Source organism: Geminicoccus sp. (genome assembly GCF_036263595.1).
Lineage (GTDB): Bacteria > Pseudomonadota > Alphaproteobacteria > Geminicoccales > Geminicoccaceae > Geminicoccus.
On the sequence record NZ_DATAGQ010000129.1, the window covers coordinates 1 to 20,764 of the forward strand.

Below are 20,764 nucleotides of genomic sequence, written 5' to 3' on the forward strand. Positions count from 1 at the left end.
TCGCCACCGTGGCCTTGTCGATCGCCATGGATCTCTGGTCTCCTGCGCACGAAATAGGGAGAAGCGGCCAGCGGGCCGCAAAAGGCGCACGGAAGCTAGTGGCGACATCGATCTTCCGCAACCATGCCGACTTCGCGGCCACCCTGCCCAGGCGCGGCGGACTCCTGGCGCTGGACGTCAGCAAGCGCGCCATCGGCCTTGCCGGCACGGATGCCGAGCGGCGGATGGTGACGCCCTTGTTCACCCATCCCCGCAAGTCCTGGGCTCATGACCGCGAGACGCTGGTGCAACTCGTGCGCAAGCGGGCCACGGTGGCGCTGGTGGTGGGATGGCCGCTCGGGCTGGACGACCAGGAAGGGCAGGCCTGCGATCGCGTCCGCAACTTCCTGGACCTGCTGGTGCCGGTGCTGAACCTGCCGGTGCTCCTGCAGGACGAGCGGTTCACGACGGGCGGTGTCGAGGCCGCGATCGAGGCGGGCGACCTGCCGCCGCCGGGCAAGGACGGGAAGATCGATCATCTGGCTGCCGCACTGATCCTCGATGAAGCGCTCCATCATATCGGACGCCCGGCCGTCGCCTGAACCGGCCGGCGCACTATTTGGGCACGTATGGCGAGGGCATATTCAGCCGGTCTGATGGACAGGGAGAGACAGCGATGAATGTGGAACACGATATCGGCCGCCGTGGCGTGCTGGCGCTGACCGCGGGCGCGGCCGCCGCGCCGTTTGCCATTGCCGGACTGGGAACATCGAGTGCCATGGCGCAGACGACGGAGCAGGGCAGCGCGCGGCCGGTCTTCTACCGGTTCATGCTCGGTGAGTTCGAGGTCACGACCCTGCTGGACGGCTTCAACCAGGGCGAAGGGCCGCATCCGATCTTCGGCATGAACCAGCCGGCCGAGGCGGTGCAGGAACTGGCCCGCCTGAACTTCCTGCCTCCTGACCGGATGGAGAACAGCTACACGCCCGTCCTGGTGAAGGCGGGGCAAGAGCTGGTGCTGTTCGATACCGGCAACGTGCCCGGCCGCCGGCCGACCAGCGGGAACCTGCTGCAGAGCATGCAGGCGGCGGGCTACAGCCCGGAACAGGTGACCGTGGTGGTCATCACCCACATGCATGGCGACCATATCGGCGGCCTGATGCGTGACGGCCAGCCTGCCTTTCCGAATGCCCGCTACGTGACGGGGCAGGTCGAGTATGATTTCTGGTCGGCCGATGATCGCCTGGATGGTCCGACCGCCGATGGCGCCAAGCTGGTCCGCTCCAACGTGGTGCCACTTGCGGAGAAGACGACGTTTCTCGGCGACGACGGCGAGGTCGTGACCGGCATCCGGTCCGTCGCCGCGTTCGGGCACAGCCCCGGCCACATGGCCTACCATCTGGAGAGCGGCAGCGCGCGGCTGCTGCTCTGGGCCGATACGGCGAACCACTACGTGATGTCGGTCCAGCGACCGGAATGGCACGTGCGGTTTGATATGGACAAGGACGCCGCGATCGCGACGCGCAAGCGGCTGCTGGACATGGCGGCGGCCGACAGGATCCCCGTCACCGGCTACCACATGCCGTTCCCGGCGCTGGGCTACATCGACCGGCATCCCGACCGCTATCTATGGGTGCCCGTGACGTACCAGCTCAATCTCTGATCGCTGCAGCTTCACAGTCAGATCGAGCGGTGCCGCCAGCGGACAACTCTCTGAATCGAGACCATCGTAGGGGAGTTGCCGCGGGGACCGCTCGGCTGCCGCCAGGCTAATCCTTCACGGCGGCGATGGCGCAGAAATTGTACCAGCGAAAGAATTCCTCGACTGACGTGAAGCCGGCACTCTCGATCAGAGCCACGTTCTCCTCGTACCTGTAGGGGATGAGCACGTTCTCCAAGGCTTCACGTTTCTTCGCTATCTCCATCTCGCTATATCCGTTGCGCCGCTTCATCCCGTAATACTTGTTGATGAACAGGCGGTTCAGCATCCCGTTCGGGCTGGTGATCTTCTCGACCAGGATCAGGCAACCATTCCTCGTCATGCCCTGGTGGATGTGCCGAACCAGGCGTTCGCGGTGAAGCGGCCGCACGAACTGCAAGGTGAGCACGAGCAGGACGACCGACGCGTTCTCGATCGCCGGCAGGGTGTGGATGTCGGCTTCCACAAGCTCGTAGGGGCGGCCGCTCGGCAGGCTGCCCAGCTTGTGCCGGGCCTGGTCGAGCATGCTCGAGGCGTTGTCGATGCCGACGAAGCGCACGCTCGGGTCCACCCTGGCATCCAGCCTTTCCAGGCTGGTACCCGTCGAGCAGCCAAGGTCATAGAGGCTCGTGCCGGGGACGGCAAAGTCGGCTGCAAGTTCGGCCACCATGCGCTGGATCTCGGCATAGAACGGGACCGAGCGCTCGACCATGTCGTCGAACACGACGGATACCCGCTCGTCGAAGCGGAAGTCGCTGGTGGCGGCCTGCTGGTCGGCAAAGACCCGGTCGACGGCCTGCTGCACCGTCCTGCTACGCCCACAAACAGCGGGCGGCATGGGGCGGGAAGGTGCAGGGTCCATGACGGACGGAGAAGGTTCGACAGCCGGCGCCGTCAACGTGCTGCTCATGGCTGTTCCCCTGAGGATATGCCTCAACAATCGGACATCAGGCTAGCCGCGCAACCTGACGTGAACCTGACCAGCGGAACCGATCCCGCCCAAAACCGCGTCAGCATCAGCAAAGCATCATCTTAAATATGTCATTAAGCCGGCAAATAAAATGTATTTTCAGGATGCCCTGATATCTGCATGCGTCCCCCAAACACAGTTATGTGAACTGGCTTGATCTTGGCTGGCGCCAGCCATTGCCGGGGTGCATGATCTCACTGGTCCTGTAACCCGGCTTTTTTTGTCGATGGATGTTTCACCCGAACGGCAGGTGGACTGGCACATCCGCCTGCGTGTCATGGAGATTGCGGTCATGAATCTGGTGCGGATGGGGGCGCTGTCGTTCAAGCATCGCGGGCTGCTGTTGCCGATCGCCGTCGTGATCCTGCTCATCCCGGGCCCGCACCTCGTTGATGATCCGGCCGCCATCGGTCTGCTGGGACTGGTGGTCGCCCTGATCGGGCAGGCCATCCGCAATGGCACGATCGGGCTCGCCTACATCATCCGCGGCGGTAAAGATCACAAGGTCTATGCCGAGGACCTCGTGACTTCCGGAATCTACGCACACGTGCGCAACCCCATGTATCTCGGCAATGCCTTTCTCCTGGCAGGCCTGGGGCTGGCGACCAATTCCTGGGTGTTCATGCTGGTGGGCGTGCCGATCGGCGTGGCTACCCACGCCACGATCATGGCGGCGGAGGAGGACTTCCTGCGCCGCAAGTTCGGACCGGCCTATGAAGCCTATTGCGCGCGGGTGCCGCGCCTGCTGCCCAAGCTGTCCGGCCTGACCGCGACGATCCGCAGCATGACGTTCAACGGCTGGCGCGTGCTGCGGCAGGAATATGCCAAGCCGTTCGACTGGATCGTCGCCATCGCGCTGGTCACCATGCTGAACCTGTGGCGCGGCAGCCTCCTGGCGGAGCACCGGGGTCTGGTTCTCTTCCTGCTCATGCTGATCGTGGCCCGCCTCGTCATCTGGCTGGTGGTGCAGCGTCATGGCCAGCCACCGGCAGGCATCACCCATCCGCAGGGGCCGGCCTAGTCCCCTCCGGTGAGCTTTCGCCGCACACCCCAGGCTTGCAGCGCCTCGGTCATCTCGTCGGCCACGAAGGCCCGTGCACTATCGACGTCGTAGCCGTCGGCGAGCAGGTCGTCATACTCGGTCAGGGTGTGCCGGACATAGGCGACGAGGGACAGCCAGGCTGCCTCCTCGGGCGAAGCCCTGTCGAGGCCCGGGCTGTCCATCGCATGGTCGACGACGGCGTCCGCCTCGAAACGGGGGATCTTCGGCGCCAGCCGCCGCAAGGCTTCCTCGATGGTGCTGCGCCTGCTCATCGTTCGGACCGATCCGCTCCCGCCGTCGTTGGCCGCTAGACGAAGATCTCCGAACGATGTCGCCCGACATCGTGCTGGGCAAGCAGGGTGGCGATGGCCTTGGCGATCTTCCCGCCTCCTTGCACCGAGGGCTCGATCGGGTTGGCGAAGTCGGCCTCCTCGTTACAGATCAACCTCAGGTCCACGACCGGCAGGCCGCGACGGAAGGCCTGGCGGGTGATGCCGTCATTGAGAACCGCCAGCGCGGTGATCGCCAGCGTGCGCCGCGGCTCGGGATAGCGGGTGTCGTAGATCGTGCAGACGGCCGTCGGCCGGTCCAGCCGCAGGACCTGGTCCAGCATCTCGCCATAGGCGGCCTCGAACCACTGCCGGACGCGTGCCACCTCCATCAGGGCCTCGGCGACCGTGTCCACCGGCTGCTCAAAGATGCCGGCATGGCTGAGCGCGTCGTTGCCGCCGATGCTGATCACGAGATGGCTGGCGTCGGCCGGCATGGTGCGCAGCTGGCGGGGAATATCGCCGAGCCTGCCACCGTCGACGGCCGCGAGGCTGGCCCGCCAGCCGCCCGGGATCTGCTGGCGCAGCTGAGTGACCACGTCAGGACCGCCTCCGACATAGGCGCCGTTGTCGAAGACGGAATCGCCCAGCAGGACCACATGGCTCATCGACCGCTCCTGTGCCAGTGCACCGGCATCCGCCAGCATGGCGGCAGAGGCGGCGAGAACGGCGCCGCGCCGCGAGATCCCGCCGGGCGCCATCGTGCGAGCGGGAAAGGGAGGAAGCGGGCGCACATCCATGGCTCCGGCAGGGTCATAGCTCGTGGACCGACAGGCCCGGCGGAAACGCGGCCGCCGAGACCTCGGCCAGCGTCTGCAGCGCAGTGCGCATGTGCACGGCTCCTCGCTCCCAGCGCTCGTTCAGGGTCACCTCCGAATAGTCGAACATCTTGCCCCCACCCGCTTCGTCCGGTGCGGCGCGCTGGCCGATCAGCAGGACCACCGTCGGTCGCATCCGGCTGTCGGCCAGGAGGTGCACGACCTCGGGGTCCTGACGGCGTTCCGGCGGCAGCATCGCGGCAAGGCGCTGGATGTCGGCGCGCAACCGGTACGTCGCCTGCTGGCCCTGCAGGAGGCCCTGGGTCTGGTTGCCGAAGACGAGGTCGAGGCTGCGCGCCAGGGCGGCCGACAGGGAATGGGGCCGGCTTCCCTGCCGAGCGAACAACTCGACGACGAAGCAGACCTGTTCCCCATCTCCGGGTTCCTCCAGGACCAGGTCCAGCGGCGTGTTGCTGGAGAGGCCGCCATCGCCGAGAAGCCGCCCGTCCAGCTCCACCGGAGTGAACAGTGGTGTGAGGGCGCAGGAGGCGAGGATGTGCTCGACGCCGATCCGGCAGCCCTTGCCCGTGTCGAACACCACCCGCTCGCCGCTGACGATATCGGTGGCGGCGATGGTGACGCGGACCGGCCCGTCATTGAGAAGGTCGAAATCCACCAGTTCCTGCAACCACTCCTTGAGCGGCGACAGCTCGTAGAGGCCGGGGTTGCCGACGCTGGGGAAAAAGCGAGGGCGAAACATGCCGGGCCTGCCGAACAGGTGAGCCTGCATGACGCTGGCCAGGTTGTAGATCTGGCGCGGCGGGCCGGCTGCGGGCGTTCCCAGGAGGGACGCCAGGGGCGACGGGTTGTTGGCCGAGAATTGCCAGAACCGCTTGAGCTGGCTCACACGGCGCTCAGGCGGGCTGCCGGCGATGATCGCGGCGATCGCGGCACCCGTCGAACTGCCGGCCAGCCATTCGAGCGGCAATCCGCTGCCGTCATGCAGCGCGGCATAGGCACCCGCATGGTAGGCGCCAAGCGCCACGCCACCGGAAAGCACCAGGGCGGCACGGCGCGCTGGTTGGTCGTTCATGAAGCTCCTCGCTGCATTGCGCGCACCCGTGACCTGGATGCAAGCCTTGCCCGACAAAGCTTCCGCGACCCGGAAGGGGTTCCCGCGGCTAGCGCGGCTGGCGCAGGGTAATGATGACCCAGCGGTCGATGAGGAGGCGCCGCCGGCTGCGCAGGCCGGTCCGCCGGAACGCCGCCTCGACCCTGGCCGCCTGCTCGTCGATCAGCCCGGACAGGATCGCCACGCCGCCCGGCGCCAGCGCCCGTGCAAGGGAATCGGCCATCGCGACCAGCGGGTTGGCCAGGATGTTGGCGAAGATCAGGTCGTGGCCGCGCGGGTGGAACACCCCAGGCGTGGCGAAGCCGTCGCCGGCCCGGCAGGTGACACGGTGCGCCGCGCCATTGGTGCGGACATTCTCCGCAGCCACCTCGACCGCCACCGGATCCACGTCCACAGCCAGGACGGTGGCACGGGTGGCCTTGGCCGCGGCGATGGCGAGGATGCCGGAGCCGGTGCCCATGTCGAGGATGCGCCGCCAGGCCCGCCGATGGAGCACGCGGTCGAAGGCGAGCAGGCAGCCCTTGGTCGTGGCATGCTCGCCCGAACCGAACGCCAGGCCGGCATCGATCTGGATGGCGATCCGGTCGGGCGGGACCTGGTCCGCCTGGGCGCTGCCATGGACGTAGAAGCGGCCGGCCTCCACCGGCGGGAACTCGCGGCGCATGGCCTCGGTCCAGGCGGCCTCGGTGATCTCCTCGATCGCCAGGTCCGGCAGGTCCGGGATCAGGTCGCCCACCAGCTCCAGCAGGCGCTCGCGCTGGGCCGCCAGCTTCGGCCGCTCCGCCTCGACGATCTCCATCCGCCAGCGCTCGACGGTGAAGCCGCCATCGCCCTCGTGCTCGAACATGCCGGCCGACAGGCCCAGCTCGTCCAGCCGCTCGAACACCGCCTGGGCCAAGCCATCGTCGAGCACGAAGCTGGTGCGCCAGAGCGAGCCGGTCGTGGCATGGAAGACGTTGCTCACGCCTTCTTTTCCACAAAGCTGGCCATCACCTTCTTCACCCCCGACTTGTCGAAGGCGATGGTGAGCTTGTCGCCCTCGATGTCCTCGACCGTGCCCGGCCCGAACTTCTCGTGGAAGACCCGGTCGCCACGGCCGAAGGCGACCGTCGATGTCGGGCGCGGGCGGACCAGCTCCGCGCGTCCCTCCAGCACCTTGCCGGCACGCTCGAAGCCGGGTCCGCGCCCGGCCGCCGCCACCCTGCCGATGGGGAAGAGCGAGGTGACGCCGAAGGTGGGGTCGATGTCGGCGCGGCTCGCATTGTTGCGCAGGAGGTGGTGGATGTGCTCGCCCGGCAATTCCTCCACGAAGCGCGAGGGCAGGGCGGCACCCCATTGGCCGAAGATCCGCCGGTTCGCGGCATAGGTGATGGTGCAGCGCTTCTTCGCCCGGGTGATGCCCACATAGGCCAGGCGCCGCTCTTCCTCGAGCGACTTGGTGCCGCCTTCGTCCATCGCCCGCTGGTTCGGGAACAGGCCTTCCTCCCAGCCGGTCAGGAAGACGTAGTCGTATTCGAGACCCTTGGCGGCGTGCAGCGTCATCAGCGTGACCATGTCGCCGTCATTGTCGGCGGCGTTGTCCATGACGAGGCCGACATGCTCCAGGAAGGCCGGCAAGCTCTCGAACTCCTCGATCGCCTTGACCAGCTCCTTCAGATTCTCCAGCCGTCCCTGCGCCTCGGGAGACCGGTCGGCCTGCCACATCGCGATATAGCCGGATTCCTCCAGCACCGCCTCGACGAGGTCGCGCGGCGACCGGCGCGGCAGGTCGTCCCGCCAGCGGGCAAACGCGCGCAGCAGGTCGGTCAGCTGCTTGCGGCCGCGGGCCGGCAACTCGTCCGTCCCGAGCAGGGCCTCGGTAGCAGCTAGCACGCTGCGGTCGGTGGCGCGCGCCGCCTTGCGCAGGGCCTGCACGGTAGCCTCGCCGATGCCGCGCTTGGGCGTGTTGACGATCCGCTCGAAGGCCAGGTCATCGTCCGGCTGCACGACGACGCGAAGATAGGCGATCGCATCGCGGATCTCGGCGCGCTCATAGAAGCGCAGGCCGCCGATCACCCGGTAGGGCAGGCCCAGCTGGATGAAGCGTTCCTCGAACGCGCGCGTCTGGTGGCCGGCGCGAACCAGCACCGCGGCATCGGCCAGCTTCGCCTTGGCCCGCTGCAGCGCTTCCAGTTCGTCGCCGACAAAGATCGCCTCCTCCTGCTCGTCCCAAAGGCTGGCGACGCGGACCTTCTCGCCGTCGATGTCCTCGGTCCAAAGCGTCTTGTCGTGCCGTGCCCGGTTGCGGGCGATCAGGCCGGCAGCGGCCCCCAGGATATGGCCGGTGGAGCGGTAGTTCCGCTCCAGGCGGACGACCGTGGCACCCGGAAAGTCTTCCTCGAAGCGCAGGATGTTGCCGACTTCCGCGCCGCGCCAGCTGTAGATCGACTGGTCGTCGTCGCCGACGCAGGTGATGTTGCGGTGCTGCTGGGCCAGCAGGCGCAGCAGGAGGTACTGGGCGACGTTGGTGTCCTGGTACTCGTCGACCAGGATCGCCCGGAAGCGCCGCTGGTACTGGGCCAGCACGTCCGGCGCCTTGCGGAACAATTCCAGGCAATGCAGCAGCAGGTCGCCGAAATCGCAGGCGTTCAGCGTCGCCAGGCGCTCCTGGTAGAGCGAGTAGCAGGACAGCGTCTTGCCGCCCGCGAAGTCGCCCACCTCGGAGGCCGGCACCTTGTCCGGCGTCCAGCCCCGGTCCTTCCAGCGCTGGATCACGCCCAGCAGCGCGCGGGCCGGCCAGCGCTTGTCGTCGATCTCCAGCGCTTCCAGGACCTGCTTGAGCAGCCGGATCTGGTCATCAGTGTCCAGGATGGTGAAGCTCGACTTCAGGCCGACGATCTCGGCGTGGTAGCGCAGGAGGCGGGTGCCCATGGCGTGGAACGTGCCGAGCCACATGCCCTGCACGCTCTGGCCGATCAGCCGCTCGACCCGGTGCACCATTTCCCGTGCGGCCTTGTTGGTGAAGGTCACCGCCAGGATCTCGAAGGGCCGCACCCGTCCGGTCACCAGCAGGTGGGCCAGGCGCGTGGTCAGCACGCGGGTCTTGCCCGTGCCGGCGCCGGCCAGGATCAGCAGGGGGCCATCCTCGGCGGTCACGGCGGCGTACTGCTCGGGGTTCAGCCCGGCGAGGTAGGGGGCTGGCGAGCGGTGCAGCGCGGGAGCGGGCCCTGGGGCTAGCGACATGGGCGGCGGGGATCCGAGCGGGCGTGGTTCAGTGGAACATAAGGTGATCGACGAGGGAATAGGCGCTGGGGACAGCCGGGAGCAACCCCCGGCTGCACCGCCGGGACCCAAGGCTCGAGATGGACGGCAAGCGGTTCCGGTCAGTCCATGCGCAGCACGATGCGCCCGTCGATGCCGCCCTGTTCCATGCGGGCGAAGATCGCGTTGATGTTCTCGATCTCGTCCCAGGCGAAGTGCGCAGCGACCGTTCCGTCGCCGGCAAACGCCAGCGACTCCTCCAGGTCCTGGCGCGTGCCCACGATCGAACCGCGCACGGTGATCCGCTTCAGCACCGTGTCGAAGATCGGCAGGGCGAACTTGCCGGGCGGCAGGCCAACCAGGGACATGGTGCCGAGCGGCCGCAGCACGCCGAAGGCCTGCTCGAAGGCGGCCGGCGAGACCGCCGTCACCAGGACACCGTGGGCGCCGCCAATCCGGCGCTGGATCTCGGCGACCGGGTCGGTCTCCTTCGCGTTGACCACGAGATCGGCACCGAGCTTCGTGGCCAGATCGAGCTTGTCCTGGTGGATGTCGACGGCGGCGACATGCATGCCCATGGCCCGGGCATACTGGACCGCCATGTGGCCGAGGCCTCCGATGCCCGAGACGACCACCCACTCGCCGGGCTTCACCTCGGTTTCCTTGAGGCCCTTGTAGACCGTTACGCCGGCGCAGAGCACCGGTGCGGCCGGACCCCAGTCCAGGCCGTCCGGCAGGCGTCCGACATAGTCGGGGTCGGCCAGCGCGAACTGGGCAAAACTGCCGTTCACGGAATAGCCGGTGTTCTGCTGCTTGCCGCACAGCGTTTCCCAGCCGGTCCGGCAGTACGGGCAATAGCCGCAGGAGGTGTGCAGCCAGGGGATGCCGACCCGGTCGCCTTCCTTCACCCGCTGCACGTTGCGGCCGATGGCGGCGACCGTGCCGACACCTTCGTGGCCTGGGATGAATGGCGGGTTCGGCTTCACCGGCCAGTCGCCGTTCACGGCATGCAGGTCGGTATGGCAGACACCGGTCGCCGCGATCCTGACCAGGATCTGGTCGGGCCCGGGCTCCGGTACCGGCAGCTCCTCGATCACGAGCGGCTTGCCGAACGCGCGTGCCACGGCGGCCTTCATCATGTTCGTCAATTGCGGCGCTCCCTTGCCTGGTGGCTCCGTGATGGGCGGCAAGCTATCCCATGGGCTGTGCGCCTGTCCTTCCTGGAACCGCCGGCTGCGCCATCTCGCCCGATGCCGTTCAGCGTCCCGCGATGCCGCCGGGACCTGCGATCAGTGCCAGGAACTCCTGCCGATCCGCAGGTTCCGTCTCGAAGCAGCCGAGATAGCGCGAGGTGACCATCGTGGCACCGGGGCGGTGGACACCACGCGTCGTCATGCAGTGATGCGTCGCCTCAACCAGGACGGCTACGCCCTTCGGCAGCAGGATGTCCCGGATGGCCTCTGCGATCTGCGTGGTCAGCCGCTCCTGGACCTGGAGCCGCTTGGCAAAGCAGTCCACCAGCCTGGCCAGGCAGCCGATGCCCACGACCCGGTTGCCGGGGCGATAGGCCAGGTGGGCGCGGCCGATCATCGGGGCCAGGTGATGCTCGCAATGGCTCTCGAACGCGATGTCGCGCAGGAGCACGATCCCTTTGGTCCCGTCGATCTCGTCGAAGCTGGTGCCAAGGATCGCCTCCGGGCTCGTCCCGTAGCCGCGGAAATGCTCCAGATAGGCATCGACCACGCGTTGCGGGGTGCGGCGCAGCCCGGCCCGATCGGGGTCGTCGCCGATCCAGCGGAGCAGCGTCGCCACGGCCTGCTCCGCCTCTTCCCGCGATGGTTGGCCAGTGGTCATCCCACCGACGCCAAGAGCCGGTCGATGTCGTCCGCGCTGGTCGACCAGGAGGCGACGAGCCTGGTGCCGCCGTTCTCGTAGCCCGGATAGAACAATGCCTTCTCCGCGAGCCGGTCCTGCAGCGCTGGCGGCAGTTGCGCGAAGACCAGGTTCGCCTCGACCGGATAGAGAAGCCGCGCTCCCCTTTTCACGAGCCCCTCGGCGAGCCTCGTCGCCATGGCGTTGGCGTGGGCGGCGCGCTCCAGCCACCTGCCGCCGGCAAGAGCCCCCATGGCCTGGGCTGCGAGATAGCGCCCCTTGCTCTGCACCTGGCCGCTGCGCTTGCGCAGGAAGGGTGCCGCATGGCTGCGCGCCTTGCCGAACAGCAGGATCAGCTCGGCTGCCATGCCCCCGTTCTTGGTCATGCCGAACACCAGCGCGTCGACGCCGGCCCGCCAGGACAGGTCGGCCGGGGAGGCGCCGGTCCGTGCCAGCGCGTTCGCGAAGCGCGCGCCGTCCAGCATGAAGTGCATGTCGAAGCGCCGGGCGACCGTGCCGAACGCCCGCATCTCGTCGAGCGACCAGACCAGGCCGCGCTCGGAGGCCTGGGCGACCAGGAGGACCTTGGGCTGGGCCGAATGCATGGAGCCGAAATGGTAGCCGTCCAGCGCGCTCGCCACGTCGTCGGGGCCGAGGCGGCCATGGGGCTCGCCCACCGTGATCCAGCTGGCTCCGCCCGTGAACATGAGCGGCGCGTTGCACTCGTCCTGCACCACATGGGCCAGGGGATGGCAGACCACGGCACCCCAGGCAGGGCAGATGATCGAGAGGGCGAGGGCATTCGCGCCCGTACCGGTGATCGCCATGACGAGGTCGAGATCGTCGGTCTCGAAGACCCGCGCCAGCTCGTCCTTCAGCCGCTGCGACCAGCCGTCGGCGCCATAGGCGGTATCATGGCCTTCGTTGGCCCGTGCCAGGGCATCCATGACCTCGGGTGCAATGGGGGCGGTGTTGTCGCTGCGCAGGTCGAGCAAGGGGGTCATCCTACCAGGAGGGCATCGTCGTCGAGTTCGCCGCCCTGCCGACGGCGGAACAGCCGAAGGAGGTCCGGCACGTCCAGGCCGGCCCGGGCCTCGCCCGCCACGTCGAAGGCGACCTTGCCCTCGTGCAGCATGACGGTGCGGGTGCCGTGATCAAGCGCCTGGCGCATCGAGTGGGTGACCATCAGGGCGGTGAGGCGGTGCCGCTGGACGATCTTTTCGGTGAGACCGAGCACGAGTTCGGCCGTGCGCGGGTCGAGCGCGGCCGTGTGCTCGTCGAGGAGCAGGATCTTCATTGGCGCCAGCGCCGCCATCAGGAGGCTCACCGCCTGGCGCTGCCCGCCGGACAGGAGCCCCACCGGATCGGTCAGGCGGTTCTCCAGGCCCAGCCCCAGCTCCGCCAGCGACTCCCGGAACTGCTGGCGGCGGGCGGCCGTCAAAGCGCCGTTCAGGCCGCGCACGGATCCCCGGGCGATGCCCAGCGCCATGTTCTCCTCGATGGTCAGCTGCTCGCAGGTGCCGGCCTTCGGATCCTGGAACACACGTGCCACCAGTTCCGCCCGCCGATGCGCCGGCAGGCGGGTGACGTCGCGGCCGTCGATGACGATGCTGCCCTCGTCCGGCACCACGTCGCCCGAGAGGACACCCAGCAGCGTGCTCTTCCCGGCGCCGTTGCTCCCGATCACCGTCACGAACTGGCCGGCCTCGATCGCGAGGTCGACGCCGCGCAGCGCCCTCGTCTCCAGGGCGGTGCCACGGCCGAACGTGATCTCGATGCCTTCCATCGCGATCATCGTGCCGCCCTCATCCGGGCACGCAGCTTCGGCGCCAGCAGCGCGAAACCGACCAGCAGGGCTGTCACCAGGTTCAGGTCGGACGCCTGGATGCCGAGCATGTCGACGTCCAGCGCGAAGGCGATGACCAGGCGGTAGAGGAGCGAGCCCAAGAGGCAGGCGACGAGCGCGCCTAGGATCCCCTTCAGTCGGAACAGGGTCTCGCCCACGATCACGGCTGCCAGCCCGACCACGATGGTGCCAAGGCCCATGGTGACGTCGGCAAAGCCGTTCGCCTGGGCGAACAGGGCGCCGGCCAGGGCGCACAGCCCGTTGGAGAGCGCCATGCCGCCCAGCACCTGCCGGCTGGTGTCGATGCCCTGGGCGCGCGCCATCTTCGGGTTGGCTCCGGTGGCACGCAGGGAGAGTCCCAGCTCCGAATGGAGGAAGCGCGCGAGGAGCAGGGTGATGACGGCGACCACGACGAGCTCGACCAGGATCCTGGCCAGGTCGAACGACAGGAACGCTTGGCCCTCGAACGGGGTGAACAGGGTGGTCTGGCCCAGTAGGGCGACGTTCGGGCGGCCCATGATGCGGATGTTGATGCTGAACAGCGCGATCATGACCAGGATCGACGCCAGGAGATGCAGGATGCCGAAGCGCACGGCCAGCACCGCCGTTACCCAGCCGGCCACGGCCCCGGCCAGGATGGCGAGGACGGTCGCGGTAAACGGGTCCAGGCCGGCCACGATCGCCGCCGCGCAGACGCTGGCACCCAAGGGGAAGGAGCCGTCGACGGTCAGATCCGGGAAGTTCAGGACGCGAAACGACAGGAACACGGCGAGCCCGACCAGCCCGTAGATCAGGCCGAGTTCGACCGCGCCTAGAAACGAGATGAGCGACAAGGGGGGCCCTTCCTTCGTCAGGCGCCCACGATCTTGGCCGCGCGTGACAGCACGGCTTCGGGGATGGTGACGCCGAATGCGGCTGCCGCCGTCGGGTTCAGGACTAGGTCCGTGCCCTGCGCGACCTCGACCGCAAGGTCGCCCGGCTTCTCGCCTTTCAGCACCCGGGCGACGATCGCGGCTGTCTGCACGCCCACCTGGAAATAGTCGAAGCCGATCGAGCCGATGCAGCCACGGGCGACGCTGTCCGTGTCACCGCTGAAGACGGGTATCTTCGCCTGGCGCGCCACCACGATCAGGCTCTCCAGGGCGGAGACGATCGTGTTGTCCGTGGGCACGTAGATGGCGTCCACTTGGCCGGCCAGGCTCCGGGCGGCGGCCACCACGTCGGCCGACTTCGACGCCGTGGCCTCGACCACCTGAATCCCGCGCTCGTTGGCGTAGCCGGTCATCAGGCGGAGGAGGGTGACGGCGTTGGCCTCGCCGGGGTTGTAGGGGATGCCCAGGGTCTTCACCTGCGGGCTGATCTCCAGGATCAGGTCGAGATGCTGGGCCAGCGGCGACAGGTCGGAAAGGCCGGTCACGTTGCCGCCCGGGCGCGCCAGGTCTGTCACCAGCCCGGCACCAACCGGATCGGTCACCGCCGTGAACACGATCGGGATGTCCTTGGTGGCCGAGGCCGCCGCCTGGGCCGAGGGCGTGCTGATCGCCACGATGACGGCCGGCGCCATGCCGACGAAGCTGCGGGCGATCTGCGCTGCCGTCGCGGGCTGGCCCTGCGCGCTCTCGTAGGTCGTCTCGGCTGCAACGCCCTGCTGCTTCAGCCCCTCGATGACGCCGTCCCGGCAGGCATCCAGCGCCGGGTGCTCGACGATAGCGGTGATCGCCACGAGCGGCGCGTCGGCGGCCCATCCGCGCACGGGCAGGGTGGTGGTGATGAGCAGGGCTATAATGAAGCTGCGGCGATCGACACGCATGGGCACCATTCCGAGGACCGAATGACGCGGTGCTTTATGCCTCGTCCGCAGGGGGGACAAGCGCTTGGTGCGCCGGCCACCCTCGCCGAGCAACGACCTCTAGCCGAGATCCCGCTCCCTGATCGCTCTGGCACGCCCGGTGACCTGCTCGACGGAAGCATAGCTGCCGGCGTTCACCACCAGGTCCCGCGCCAGTTCCAGGACGCGTTTCTCGCAGGCCGCGCGACGGTCGGGATCCTCGATCCGCTCGAGGTCGGCATTGTGGGCAAGGCCCAGGGTACGCCGGATCATCGATGCGCCGGCATAGCGGACGGCGTCGGTCCACATCTGCTCGATGAAGGCGTTTTGGGCCTGCGCGAAGATCGCCGAGCCTTCCGGCAGGAGGTCGCGCGGGTAGGCGTCGCCGGTCCGGTGGCGGGTCCAAAGGTCCAGGAACTTCTGGGCGAACCCGTGCCAGACCCCATGAATCGTTTCCACCACCCAGGCGCGATAGGCGTCCCGCTCGTGCGATACCGTCTCGTGGCCGTCATGGCTGAAGAAGTTCAGCACCAGGTTGCCGAGCAGCTTGCCGATGTCGAACGCCATCGGCCCCACGAAGGCGAACTCGGGATCGATGACCCTGGTCTCGTCAGGGGTGACCATGATCGATCCCGTATGCAGGTCCCCGTGCAGCAGGGCCTCGGCCCTCGACAGGAAGTCCAGCTTGAGCCTCGAGATGGCGAGCTTCAGCTGGTCGTCGCCCCGCCAAGCCGCGGCCCAGCCATCCAACTGCGGGCTCGTCCACCGATTGAGCTCGTGCACCATGTAGGGATGGGTGAAGATCAGGTCCTCGGTGATCTTGCACAGGTCCGTGTTCGGGCAGAACTCGGTGATCATCGCCTTGCGCTGCGCCGCCGGCAGGGCCAGGTCCGACGTGAAGAACAGCGAGCGAGCCATGTAGTCGGTGATGTGCTCGACGAAGCGGGGATAGATCACGGCGTCGATCATGCCCCGGCGCATGATGATGTGCGGCGAGAGCAGTTCCATCACGATGAGGAAGAGCGTCGGCTCGTAGTGGAGGATCTGCGGCACCAGGCCATGGCAGTGCTCCGCCTGGATCACGCTCGCCCGGTACTCGAAGAAGGCGCGGTTGAGGTCGAGAGGCCAGCTCTCGCCGACCAGCCGCACATAGGGCAGGGCCTGCTTGACGCAGATGCCGCCGTTGTTGCCCTCCACGATGAACACGAGGTTGAGGTTGCCGTCGCCGACCTCGCGAACCTGCCAGCTTCCGCTGTCGCCGCCTAAGCGGGCCACGATGTCGGGCAGGCCCGCCAGGAGGTGCCGCAACTCGTTCTCGTCCATCATGCGATAGCCGTCGGGCGTCGGCAGCGCCATGTCGTCCAGCCTTCCTGTTGTCCTGCCGCGCCCGGTCGCGCGGCACACGGTGCAGGGCGCGTTTAGCGGCGGGATCCAGGCTGGTGCAAGGGACGGAACTGGGCCGCCGCTGGCCGGTTGAGGTCCGGACGCATCGGTACCCTGCCGGCTACACGGACGACTATCGGGCGCGGATGTTGGTTCTTCGGCCGGCTGCGTGCGTGCGGCGGGCCGGCCCGTTTAGGATCATGGCGATGGGTTTGCTCGAATTGACGATCACGGTCGGCTATCTCGCCGCGATGTGCATCTACGGCTACCTCTGCTACGTCCAGGGGGTCATGGACCGTGACCGCGACGGACGCCTGCCCGCCGTGCAGAAGGCCCTGCGCTTTGGTGATCGCTTCATCGAGCCGGCTGCGCCCGCACGGCGCCGCGCGGCCGAGGTTCGTCAGCTCGGACGCTGATCAGCGCGCCAGGCGGTAGCCGCCTGCCTCGGTGACGATCAGCGAAACCTGGCCCGGGTTCGGCTCGACCTTCTGTCTCAGCCGGTAGATATGCGTCTCCAGCGTATGGGTGGTGACGCCGGTATTATAGCCCCACACCTCGTCCAGCAGCACCTCGCGCGCGACCGGCTTGTCGCCGATCCGGTAGAGATACTTCAGGATCGCGGTTTCCTTCTCGGTCAGGTGAATCTTGCGGCTGCCGTTCATGAGCATCTTGGCGGCCGGCTTGAACTGGTAGGGGCCGACCTGGAACACCGCGTCGTCGGACAGTTCGTGCTGGCGGAGATGCGCGCGGATGCGCGCCATCAGCACCCACATGCGGAACGGCTTGGTGACGTAGTCGTTGGCGCCGCTCTCCAGCGCCAGCACCTCGTCGGCATCGCCGTCGCGGCCTGTCAGCATGATGACCGGCGCCTTCACGCCGTTCCTGCGCAGGAGCTTGCACAGGTCACGCCCGTCGGTGTCGGGAAGGCCCACGTCCAGGATGACGAGATCGAACTCCTCGCCCTTCACAATGGCCAGGGCTTCCTTGCCCGATCCGGCTTCCGTGACCCTGAAGCCTTCATGCATGGCGAGCTGCTCGGCCAGTTCACGACGAAGAGCGACATCGTCGTCGACGATCAGGATACGTTCGTTCTTAGCCATTCAACCAGCCCGTCACGCCACATGCTTCAGCGGCGGTTGCCAACCTATGAGTGACGATCACGAAGCTCAAGTGATCCACAGCGTCGATGCGGTCGGCCCCATGGGCGCGGACCGGCGTGGCGGTCGCAGGAAAGTGGCGCCACGTGGCATGACACACCGTCCTGGTGAAGATCGCCCCTGCGACGCTTCTGCCTTTCCCAGGGCGGGCGCCGCCGACTACAGAAACGGGCCGGCATCTTGTTGACGGGAGCGGCGACTGGTCCGGATCTGCGGCCTCATGAAGGAAACGATGACCAGAGACGGAAGGTCGGAGGTGGAGCCAGGATGATCCTGGCACTGCATTTCCTCGTGGTCGCGGCCGCGGTCATCCTGGTGCCGCCCTCTGCCGTGGCCGCCGTCGGTCATGGCATCCTGTTCGTGCCCGTCACCGTCGGAATCTGGCGCTATGGATGGGGCTTGGTCCACCTGGTCCGGGCGCTGCTGTTCCGGGGTCTCGTGTTCCCCAGGCTCCGTCGGCGCGCCGAGCGGGCGTGGGAGCCTGGCATCGGGGCTGCCACCGAACTCTTCGTGATCGTGACGAGCTATCGGATCGCCGCCGCCACGACTCTCGCATGCTGGCGGTCGGTCATCGCGGAAGCGGCTGCGTGGGAGGGTCCCGTGACGCTGGTAGCCTCGGTGGTCGAGCGCGGCGACGAGATGGCGATCCGCCGGCTGTTCGACCTGTCGGCGCCGCCATCCCGCGTCCGGCTCCTGCTCGTCCGCCTGCCGGGGCAGGGCAAGCGGCGGGCCCTGGCGACGGCGCTGCGCGGCGTGTCCCGGCGGATGCCGCCACCGGACGCGGTGGTGGCCGTGATGGACGGCGACACCATCCTGCCCGTCGGCAGCTTGGCCCGCACCGTTCCCTTCTTCTTGCACAATCCGCGGCTGGGCGGCATCACCACGGACGAACGGCCGGCGACGCTCGGTCATCGCTTCCCTTTCTCCTCATGGTACCAGCTTCGCTTCGCACGTCGGCACCAGACCATGAGTTCGGTGGCCCTGTCCGGTCGCGTCCTGGCCATGACCGGCCGGTTCTCGCTCTTCCCGGCCGACATCGCGACCGACCCGTCATTCATCGACACGGTCGAGAATGACGGCATGGACCACTGGCGGCTCGGTCACATCCCGTTTCTTACCGGCGAGGACAAGTCGACCTGGTTCCATCTGCTGCGCGCCGGTCGCCCGATGCTCTACGTGCCGGACGTGCAGGTCCTGACGGTGGAGCACCCGCCGCCGGGCGGCTTCCTGCGCGCCTCGCGCAAGCTGGTGCTGCGCTGGTCCGGCAACATGCTGCGCTCCGGGCGCAAGGCGATCGCCCTTGGACCGGGCAGGACCGGCTGGTTCCTGTGGTGGAGCCTGATCGACCAGCGCATCTCGATCTGGACCCCGCTCATCGGGCCGATCGCTGCGATCGTGACGGCGGTGGTGGCTACCCCTTGGGCGCTGCTCTTCTACGCCATCTGGGTCGTGTTCACGCGATCCGTCCAGACACTGGTCCTGCTGACCGCCCGTTCGTCCGTCGAGGGAAGCTGGCCGCTCCTGTTGTGGTACGATCAGGTCGTGTTGGCCCTGGTCAAGGCGAGGGCCCTGTTCAGGTTGGACAGGCAACGCTGGACTCGCCAGAACATCAGCAGCCGCAGTCCGGCGAACGGCTGGCGTGGAGCATTGGTCGAGGCGGGAGCGATCTACTTGCAGGTACTGGCGGTTCTGGGCCTGGGTACGTTTTTCGTCTTCTGGTCCGGTACCTTCCCGTGGCCGTTCGAAGGGCACTGAATGTCGAAGCAGGGAACGTCGAAGCAGGGTGCGGTCGAGCCGCCCGTTCACGAGGCGGAGATCCATCGCCAGCACGTCCGGCTGAAGATCCCGATTCGGGCCGAGATCGACGGCGCATGGTTCCAGGTCGACGACTGGTCGCTGGGAGGCTTTGGCGTGGATGCCGAGCCTCCGGCCTTTCGGGAGGGCGAGATCTTCCCGGTGGTGCTCGCCCTGCCGTTCGAGGACTTCGAGCTGACGGTCCGCCTCGACGCCGAGTTGGTCTATCGCCTGCCCGACAGGCCGCGCTTCGGCTGCCGCTTCACCGGCATGACCCGCGGTCAGATCAGCCTGTTCCGCCATATCGTCGACCGCTACCTGACCGGCGAGATCGCCTCGCCCGACGACGTGCTCGTGGCACTCGGGCGCGACTCGTTCGGCCCTGCGCGGGTGCCATCCGTTGACGAGGAAGGCGGCGGCCTCCGCCGGGTGCTGGGCTGGGCCCTGGCGGGCCTGGCGGGTCTGGCCCTGGCCGCGGTCGTGGCCTGGGGGGCCTATGAGCGGTTCTACCGTATCCGCGTCACCGACGCGCGGATCGAAGTGCCGATCTATCGTGTGAGCGCACCGGTCGTCGGCGAATTGAACCAGCTGGTTGCGGTGCGGGCGCCCACCTCGGAAGGCATGCCGATCGGCCAGGTGACCGGGCCAGACGGCCGCGCCTACAATCTTCTGGCGCCCTGCAACTGCACGATCGGCCAGTGGCAGGCGGCGGACGGTGCCGCCGTGACGGCCGGAAGCTCCGTCGCCCTGCTCATCTCGAACGACGTGCCGCTGAAGGTCGTGGCGAGGGTGCCGCTGGACAAGGCGCGGACCCTGACACCCGGAACGCCCGTACGCCTGTCCCTGCCAGGCGAAGGGGCCAGCCGCACGGGCCAGATCGAGCAGATCGAGCTGAAGGTCCCGCTGGAGAGCCTGATCGACCGGCGTCCGGCCGGCCGCGGAGATCCCCTCGTGCCGGTGGTCGTGCGCCCCGACGAGCCGCTGGACTTCGACCTGCTGGGTACGCCCGTCACCGTCGACCTGCGCTAGCCGGTGGCCCCCGTCGTGGACAGCTCTTTGGGTGTGCAGGTCCAGGCCTTCCTGAAGGGCTACCTGAACGCCCGAAGCGCCGCCGGCTCCGAGCTGGCCGTCGGCGAGGACCTGGCGATCGTCCGCTACCGCGTGCCGATGGGCCGTCCATCCGAGCTGTTCTGCTGGGGTACCCGCACCAAGCGCCTGCCACTGGAGCGCGGGATGTGGCTGACCTTGATCGGCGCCGACGCGGCGAGCTGGCCGCGCGACCTGCCTCGATCCATGCAGAAGCTCGCCGACGAGTACCTGATGGAGGCGATGCTGCCGCTCGGCGCGGAGGTTGCGGCCGACATCCAGGTGCATGAACTTGCCGATGCATCGGGCGCTGCCCGCCGCGTGGCGGCACGACCCGCCGCTGGCGCCGTGCATGCGGCCGTCGCCTATTTCGGTGCCGAGACGAACGGTACGTTGGCCGCGACGGCGCGTTTCGGCTGGGCCGACCGGGGCTTGGTGGTGGTGGACCAGGTCCTCACGCAGCCGGCCTTTCGCCGCCGAGGAATGGGTGAAGCCCTGATGGCGGCGATGAGCGCCAGGGCCGGTGCGCTGGGTGCGGCCCGCATGCTGCTGATCTCCTCGGAGGAGGGGCGGCGCCTCTACGAGCGGGTCGGCTTCCGGCTGCTGGCCCCTGTGGCGGTCTACCGGCAGGCCTAGAAACTCCCTGGCA

General features: G+C 67.9%; 21 protein-coding genes. 7 read left to right on the forward strand and 14 right to left on the reverse strand.

The features are described from left to right. On the forward strand, positions 1 to 581 hold a 581-nt coding region (gene ruvX, locus VHL31_RS11840), incomplete at its 5' end, for a Holliday junction resolvase RuvX (RefSeq protein ID WP_329661420.1). A 74-nt stretch (positions 582 to 655) separates the two neighbouring features. Continuing rightward, positions 656 to 1,642, forward strand: coding sequence for an MBL fold metallo-hydrolase (locus tag VHL31_RS11845; RefSeq protein ID WP_329661421.1), 987 nt, complete (start codon positions 656 to 658; stop codon positions 1,640 to 1,642). Between the two features lie 106 nt (positions 1,643 to 1,748). Here VHL31_RS11845 and cmoA read toward each other — a convergent pair whose 3' ends face one another. Next, positions 1,749 to 2,483: a carboxy-S-adenosyl-L-methionine synthase CmoA gene (gene cmoA, locus VHL31_RS11850; RefSeq protein WP_329661422.1), complete on the reverse strand. Its 735-nt coding sequence runs from the start codon at positions 2,481 to 2,483 to the stop codon at positions 1,749 to 1,751. Positions 2,484 to 2,940: 457 nt separating this feature from the next. On the opposite strand from cmoA, the gene VHL31_RS11855 reads away from it, so the two are divergent. Continuing rightward, entirely contained in the window at positions 2,941 to 3,669 is a 729-nt protein-coding gene (locus tag VHL31_RS11855; protein WP_329661423.1) for an isoprenylcysteine carboxylmethyltransferase family protein, read from the forward strand. Here VHL31_RS11855 and VHL31_RS11860 read toward each other — a convergent pair. From VHL31_RS11860 to mtnK, 12 genes are all read right to left on the reverse strand, one after another. Further along, complete coding sequence (locus VHL31_RS11860; RefSeq protein WP_329661424.1) at positions 3,666 to 3,962, reverse strand: DUF2293 domain-containing protein; 297 nt, start codon at positions 3,960 to 3,962, stop codon at positions 3,666 to 3,668. The two genes, VHL31_RS11855 and VHL31_RS11860, sit on opposite strands and share 4 nt — an antisense overlap. 35 nt (positions 3,963 to 3,997) lie before the next feature. After that, positions 3,998 to 4,753: an SGNH/GDSL hydrolase family protein gene (locus VHL31_RS11865; RefSeq protein ID WP_329661425.1), complete on the reverse strand. Its 756-nt coding sequence runs from the start codon at positions 4,751 to 4,753 to the stop codon at positions 3,998 to 4,000. Between the two features lie 19 nt (positions 4,754 to 4,772). Beyond that, on the reverse strand, positions 4,773 to 5,870 hold the full coding sequence (locus tag VHL31_RS11870) for a patatin-like phospholipase family protein (protein WP_329661426.1): 1,098 nt from the start codon (positions 5,868 to 5,870) through the stop codon (positions 4,773 to 4,775). Between the two features lie 88 nt (positions 5,871 to 5,958). Further along, a complete protein-coding gene (locus VHL31_RS11875) occupies positions 5,959 to 6,873 on the reverse strand; it encodes a 50S ribosomal protein L11 methyltransferase (RefSeq protein WP_329661427.1) in 915 nt (304 codons plus the stop codon). Then, entirely contained in the window at positions 6,870 to 9,131 is a 2,262-nt protein-coding gene (locus VHL31_RS11880) for an ATP-dependent helicase (RefSeq protein ID WP_329661428.1), read from the reverse strand. The genes VHL31_RS11875 and VHL31_RS11880 overlap by 4 nt, the downstream gene beginning before the upstream one ends. Positions 9,132 to 9,271: 140 nt before the next feature. Then, positions 9,272 to 10,297 carry an alcohol dehydrogenase AdhP gene (adhP, locus tag VHL31_RS11885; RefSeq protein ID WP_349262419.1) on the reverse strand — a complete coding sequence of 342 codons (1,026 nt, stop codon included), beginning with the start codon at positions 10,295 to 10,297 and terminating at the stop codon, positions 9,272 to 9,274. A 109-nt stretch (positions 10,298 to 10,406) separates the two neighbouring features. Beyond that, on the reverse strand, positions 10,407 to 11,003 hold the full coding sequence (gene folE, locus VHL31_RS11890) for a GTP cyclohydrolase I FolE (protein ID WP_329661429.1): 597 nt from the start codon (positions 11,001 to 11,003) through the stop codon (positions 10,407 to 10,409). Next, positions 11,000 to 12,016 (reverse strand): threonine aldolase family protein, encoded by a 1,017-nt coding sequence (locus VHL31_RS11895; protein WP_329661430.1) that lies wholly within the window; start codon positions 12,014 to 12,016, stop codon positions 11,000 to 11,002. Before VHL31_RS11895 ends, folE begins: the two co-directional genes overlap by 4 nt. Before the next feature lie 5 nt (positions 12,017 to 12,021). After that, on the reverse strand, positions 12,022 to 12,816 hold the full coding sequence (locus VHL31_RS11900; RefSeq protein ID WP_329661431.1) for an ABC transporter ATP-binding protein: 795 nt from the start codon (positions 12,814 to 12,816) through the stop codon (positions 12,022 to 12,024). Beyond that, positions 12,813 to 13,700, reverse strand: coding sequence for an ABC transporter permease (locus VHL31_RS11905; RefSeq protein WP_329661432.1), 888 nt, complete (start codon positions 13,698 to 13,700; stop codon positions 12,813 to 12,815). The genes VHL31_RS11900 and VHL31_RS11905 overlap by 4 nt, the downstream gene beginning before the upstream one ends. Before the next feature lie 17 nt (positions 13,701 to 13,717). Next, positions 13,718 to 14,677: an ABC transporter substrate-binding protein gene (locus VHL31_RS11910; RefSeq protein WP_329661433.1), complete on the reverse strand. Its 960-nt coding sequence runs from the start codon at positions 14,675 to 14,677 to the stop codon at positions 13,718 to 13,720. Positions 14,678 to 14,776: 99 nt separating this feature from the next. Further along, on the reverse strand, positions 14,777 to 16,051 hold the full coding sequence (mtnK, locus tag VHL31_RS11915; protein ID WP_329661434.1) for an S-methyl-5-thioribose kinase: 1,275 nt from the start codon (positions 16,049 to 16,051) through the stop codon (positions 14,777 to 14,779). A gap of 233 nt (positions 16,052 to 16,284) precedes the next feature. On the opposite strand from mtnK, the gene VHL31_RS11920 reads away from it, so the two are divergent. Next, positions 16,285 to 16,494 carry a hypothetical protein gene (locus tag VHL31_RS11920; protein WP_329661435.1) on the forward strand — a complete coding sequence of 70 codons (210 nt, stop codon included), beginning with the start codon at positions 16,285 to 16,287 and terminating at the stop codon, positions 16,492 to 16,494. Here VHL31_RS11920 and VHL31_RS11925 read toward each other — a convergent pair whose 3' ends face one another. Beyond that, positions 16,495 to 17,178: a response regulator transcription factor gene (locus VHL31_RS11925; RefSeq protein ID WP_329661436.1), complete on the reverse strand. Its 684-nt coding sequence runs from the start codon at positions 17,176 to 17,178 to the stop codon at positions 16,495 to 16,497. 324 nt (positions 17,179 to 17,502) lie between these two features. On the opposite strand from VHL31_RS11925, the gene VHL31_RS11930 reads away from it, so the two are divergent. Genes VHL31_RS11930 through VHL31_RS11940 form a run of 3 tightly spaced genes read left to right on the forward strand, consistent with a single transcriptional unit; the run spans position 17,503 to position 20,751 of the window. Continuing rightward, the gene (locus tag VHL31_RS11930) at positions 17,503 to 18,990 is read left to right on the forward strand and encodes a glycosyltransferase (protein WP_329661437.1); all 1,488 of its coding nucleotides are present in this window, start codon (positions 17,503 to 17,505) and stop codon (positions 18,988 to 18,990) included. Next, positions 18,991 to 20,058 (forward strand): PilZ domain-containing protein, encoded by a 1,068-nt coding sequence (locus VHL31_RS11935; protein WP_329661438.1) that lies wholly within the window; start codon positions 18,991 to 18,993, stop codon positions 20,056 to 20,058. A gap of 15 nt (positions 20,059 to 20,073) precedes the next feature. Continuing rightward, positions 20,074 to 20,751, forward strand: a complete 678-nt coding sequence (locus VHL31_RS11940; RefSeq protein ID WP_329661439.1) for a GNAT family N-acetyltransferase — start codon at positions 20,074 to 20,076, stop codon at positions 20,749 to 20,751. Positions 20,752 to 20,764 lie beyond the last annotated feature (13 nt).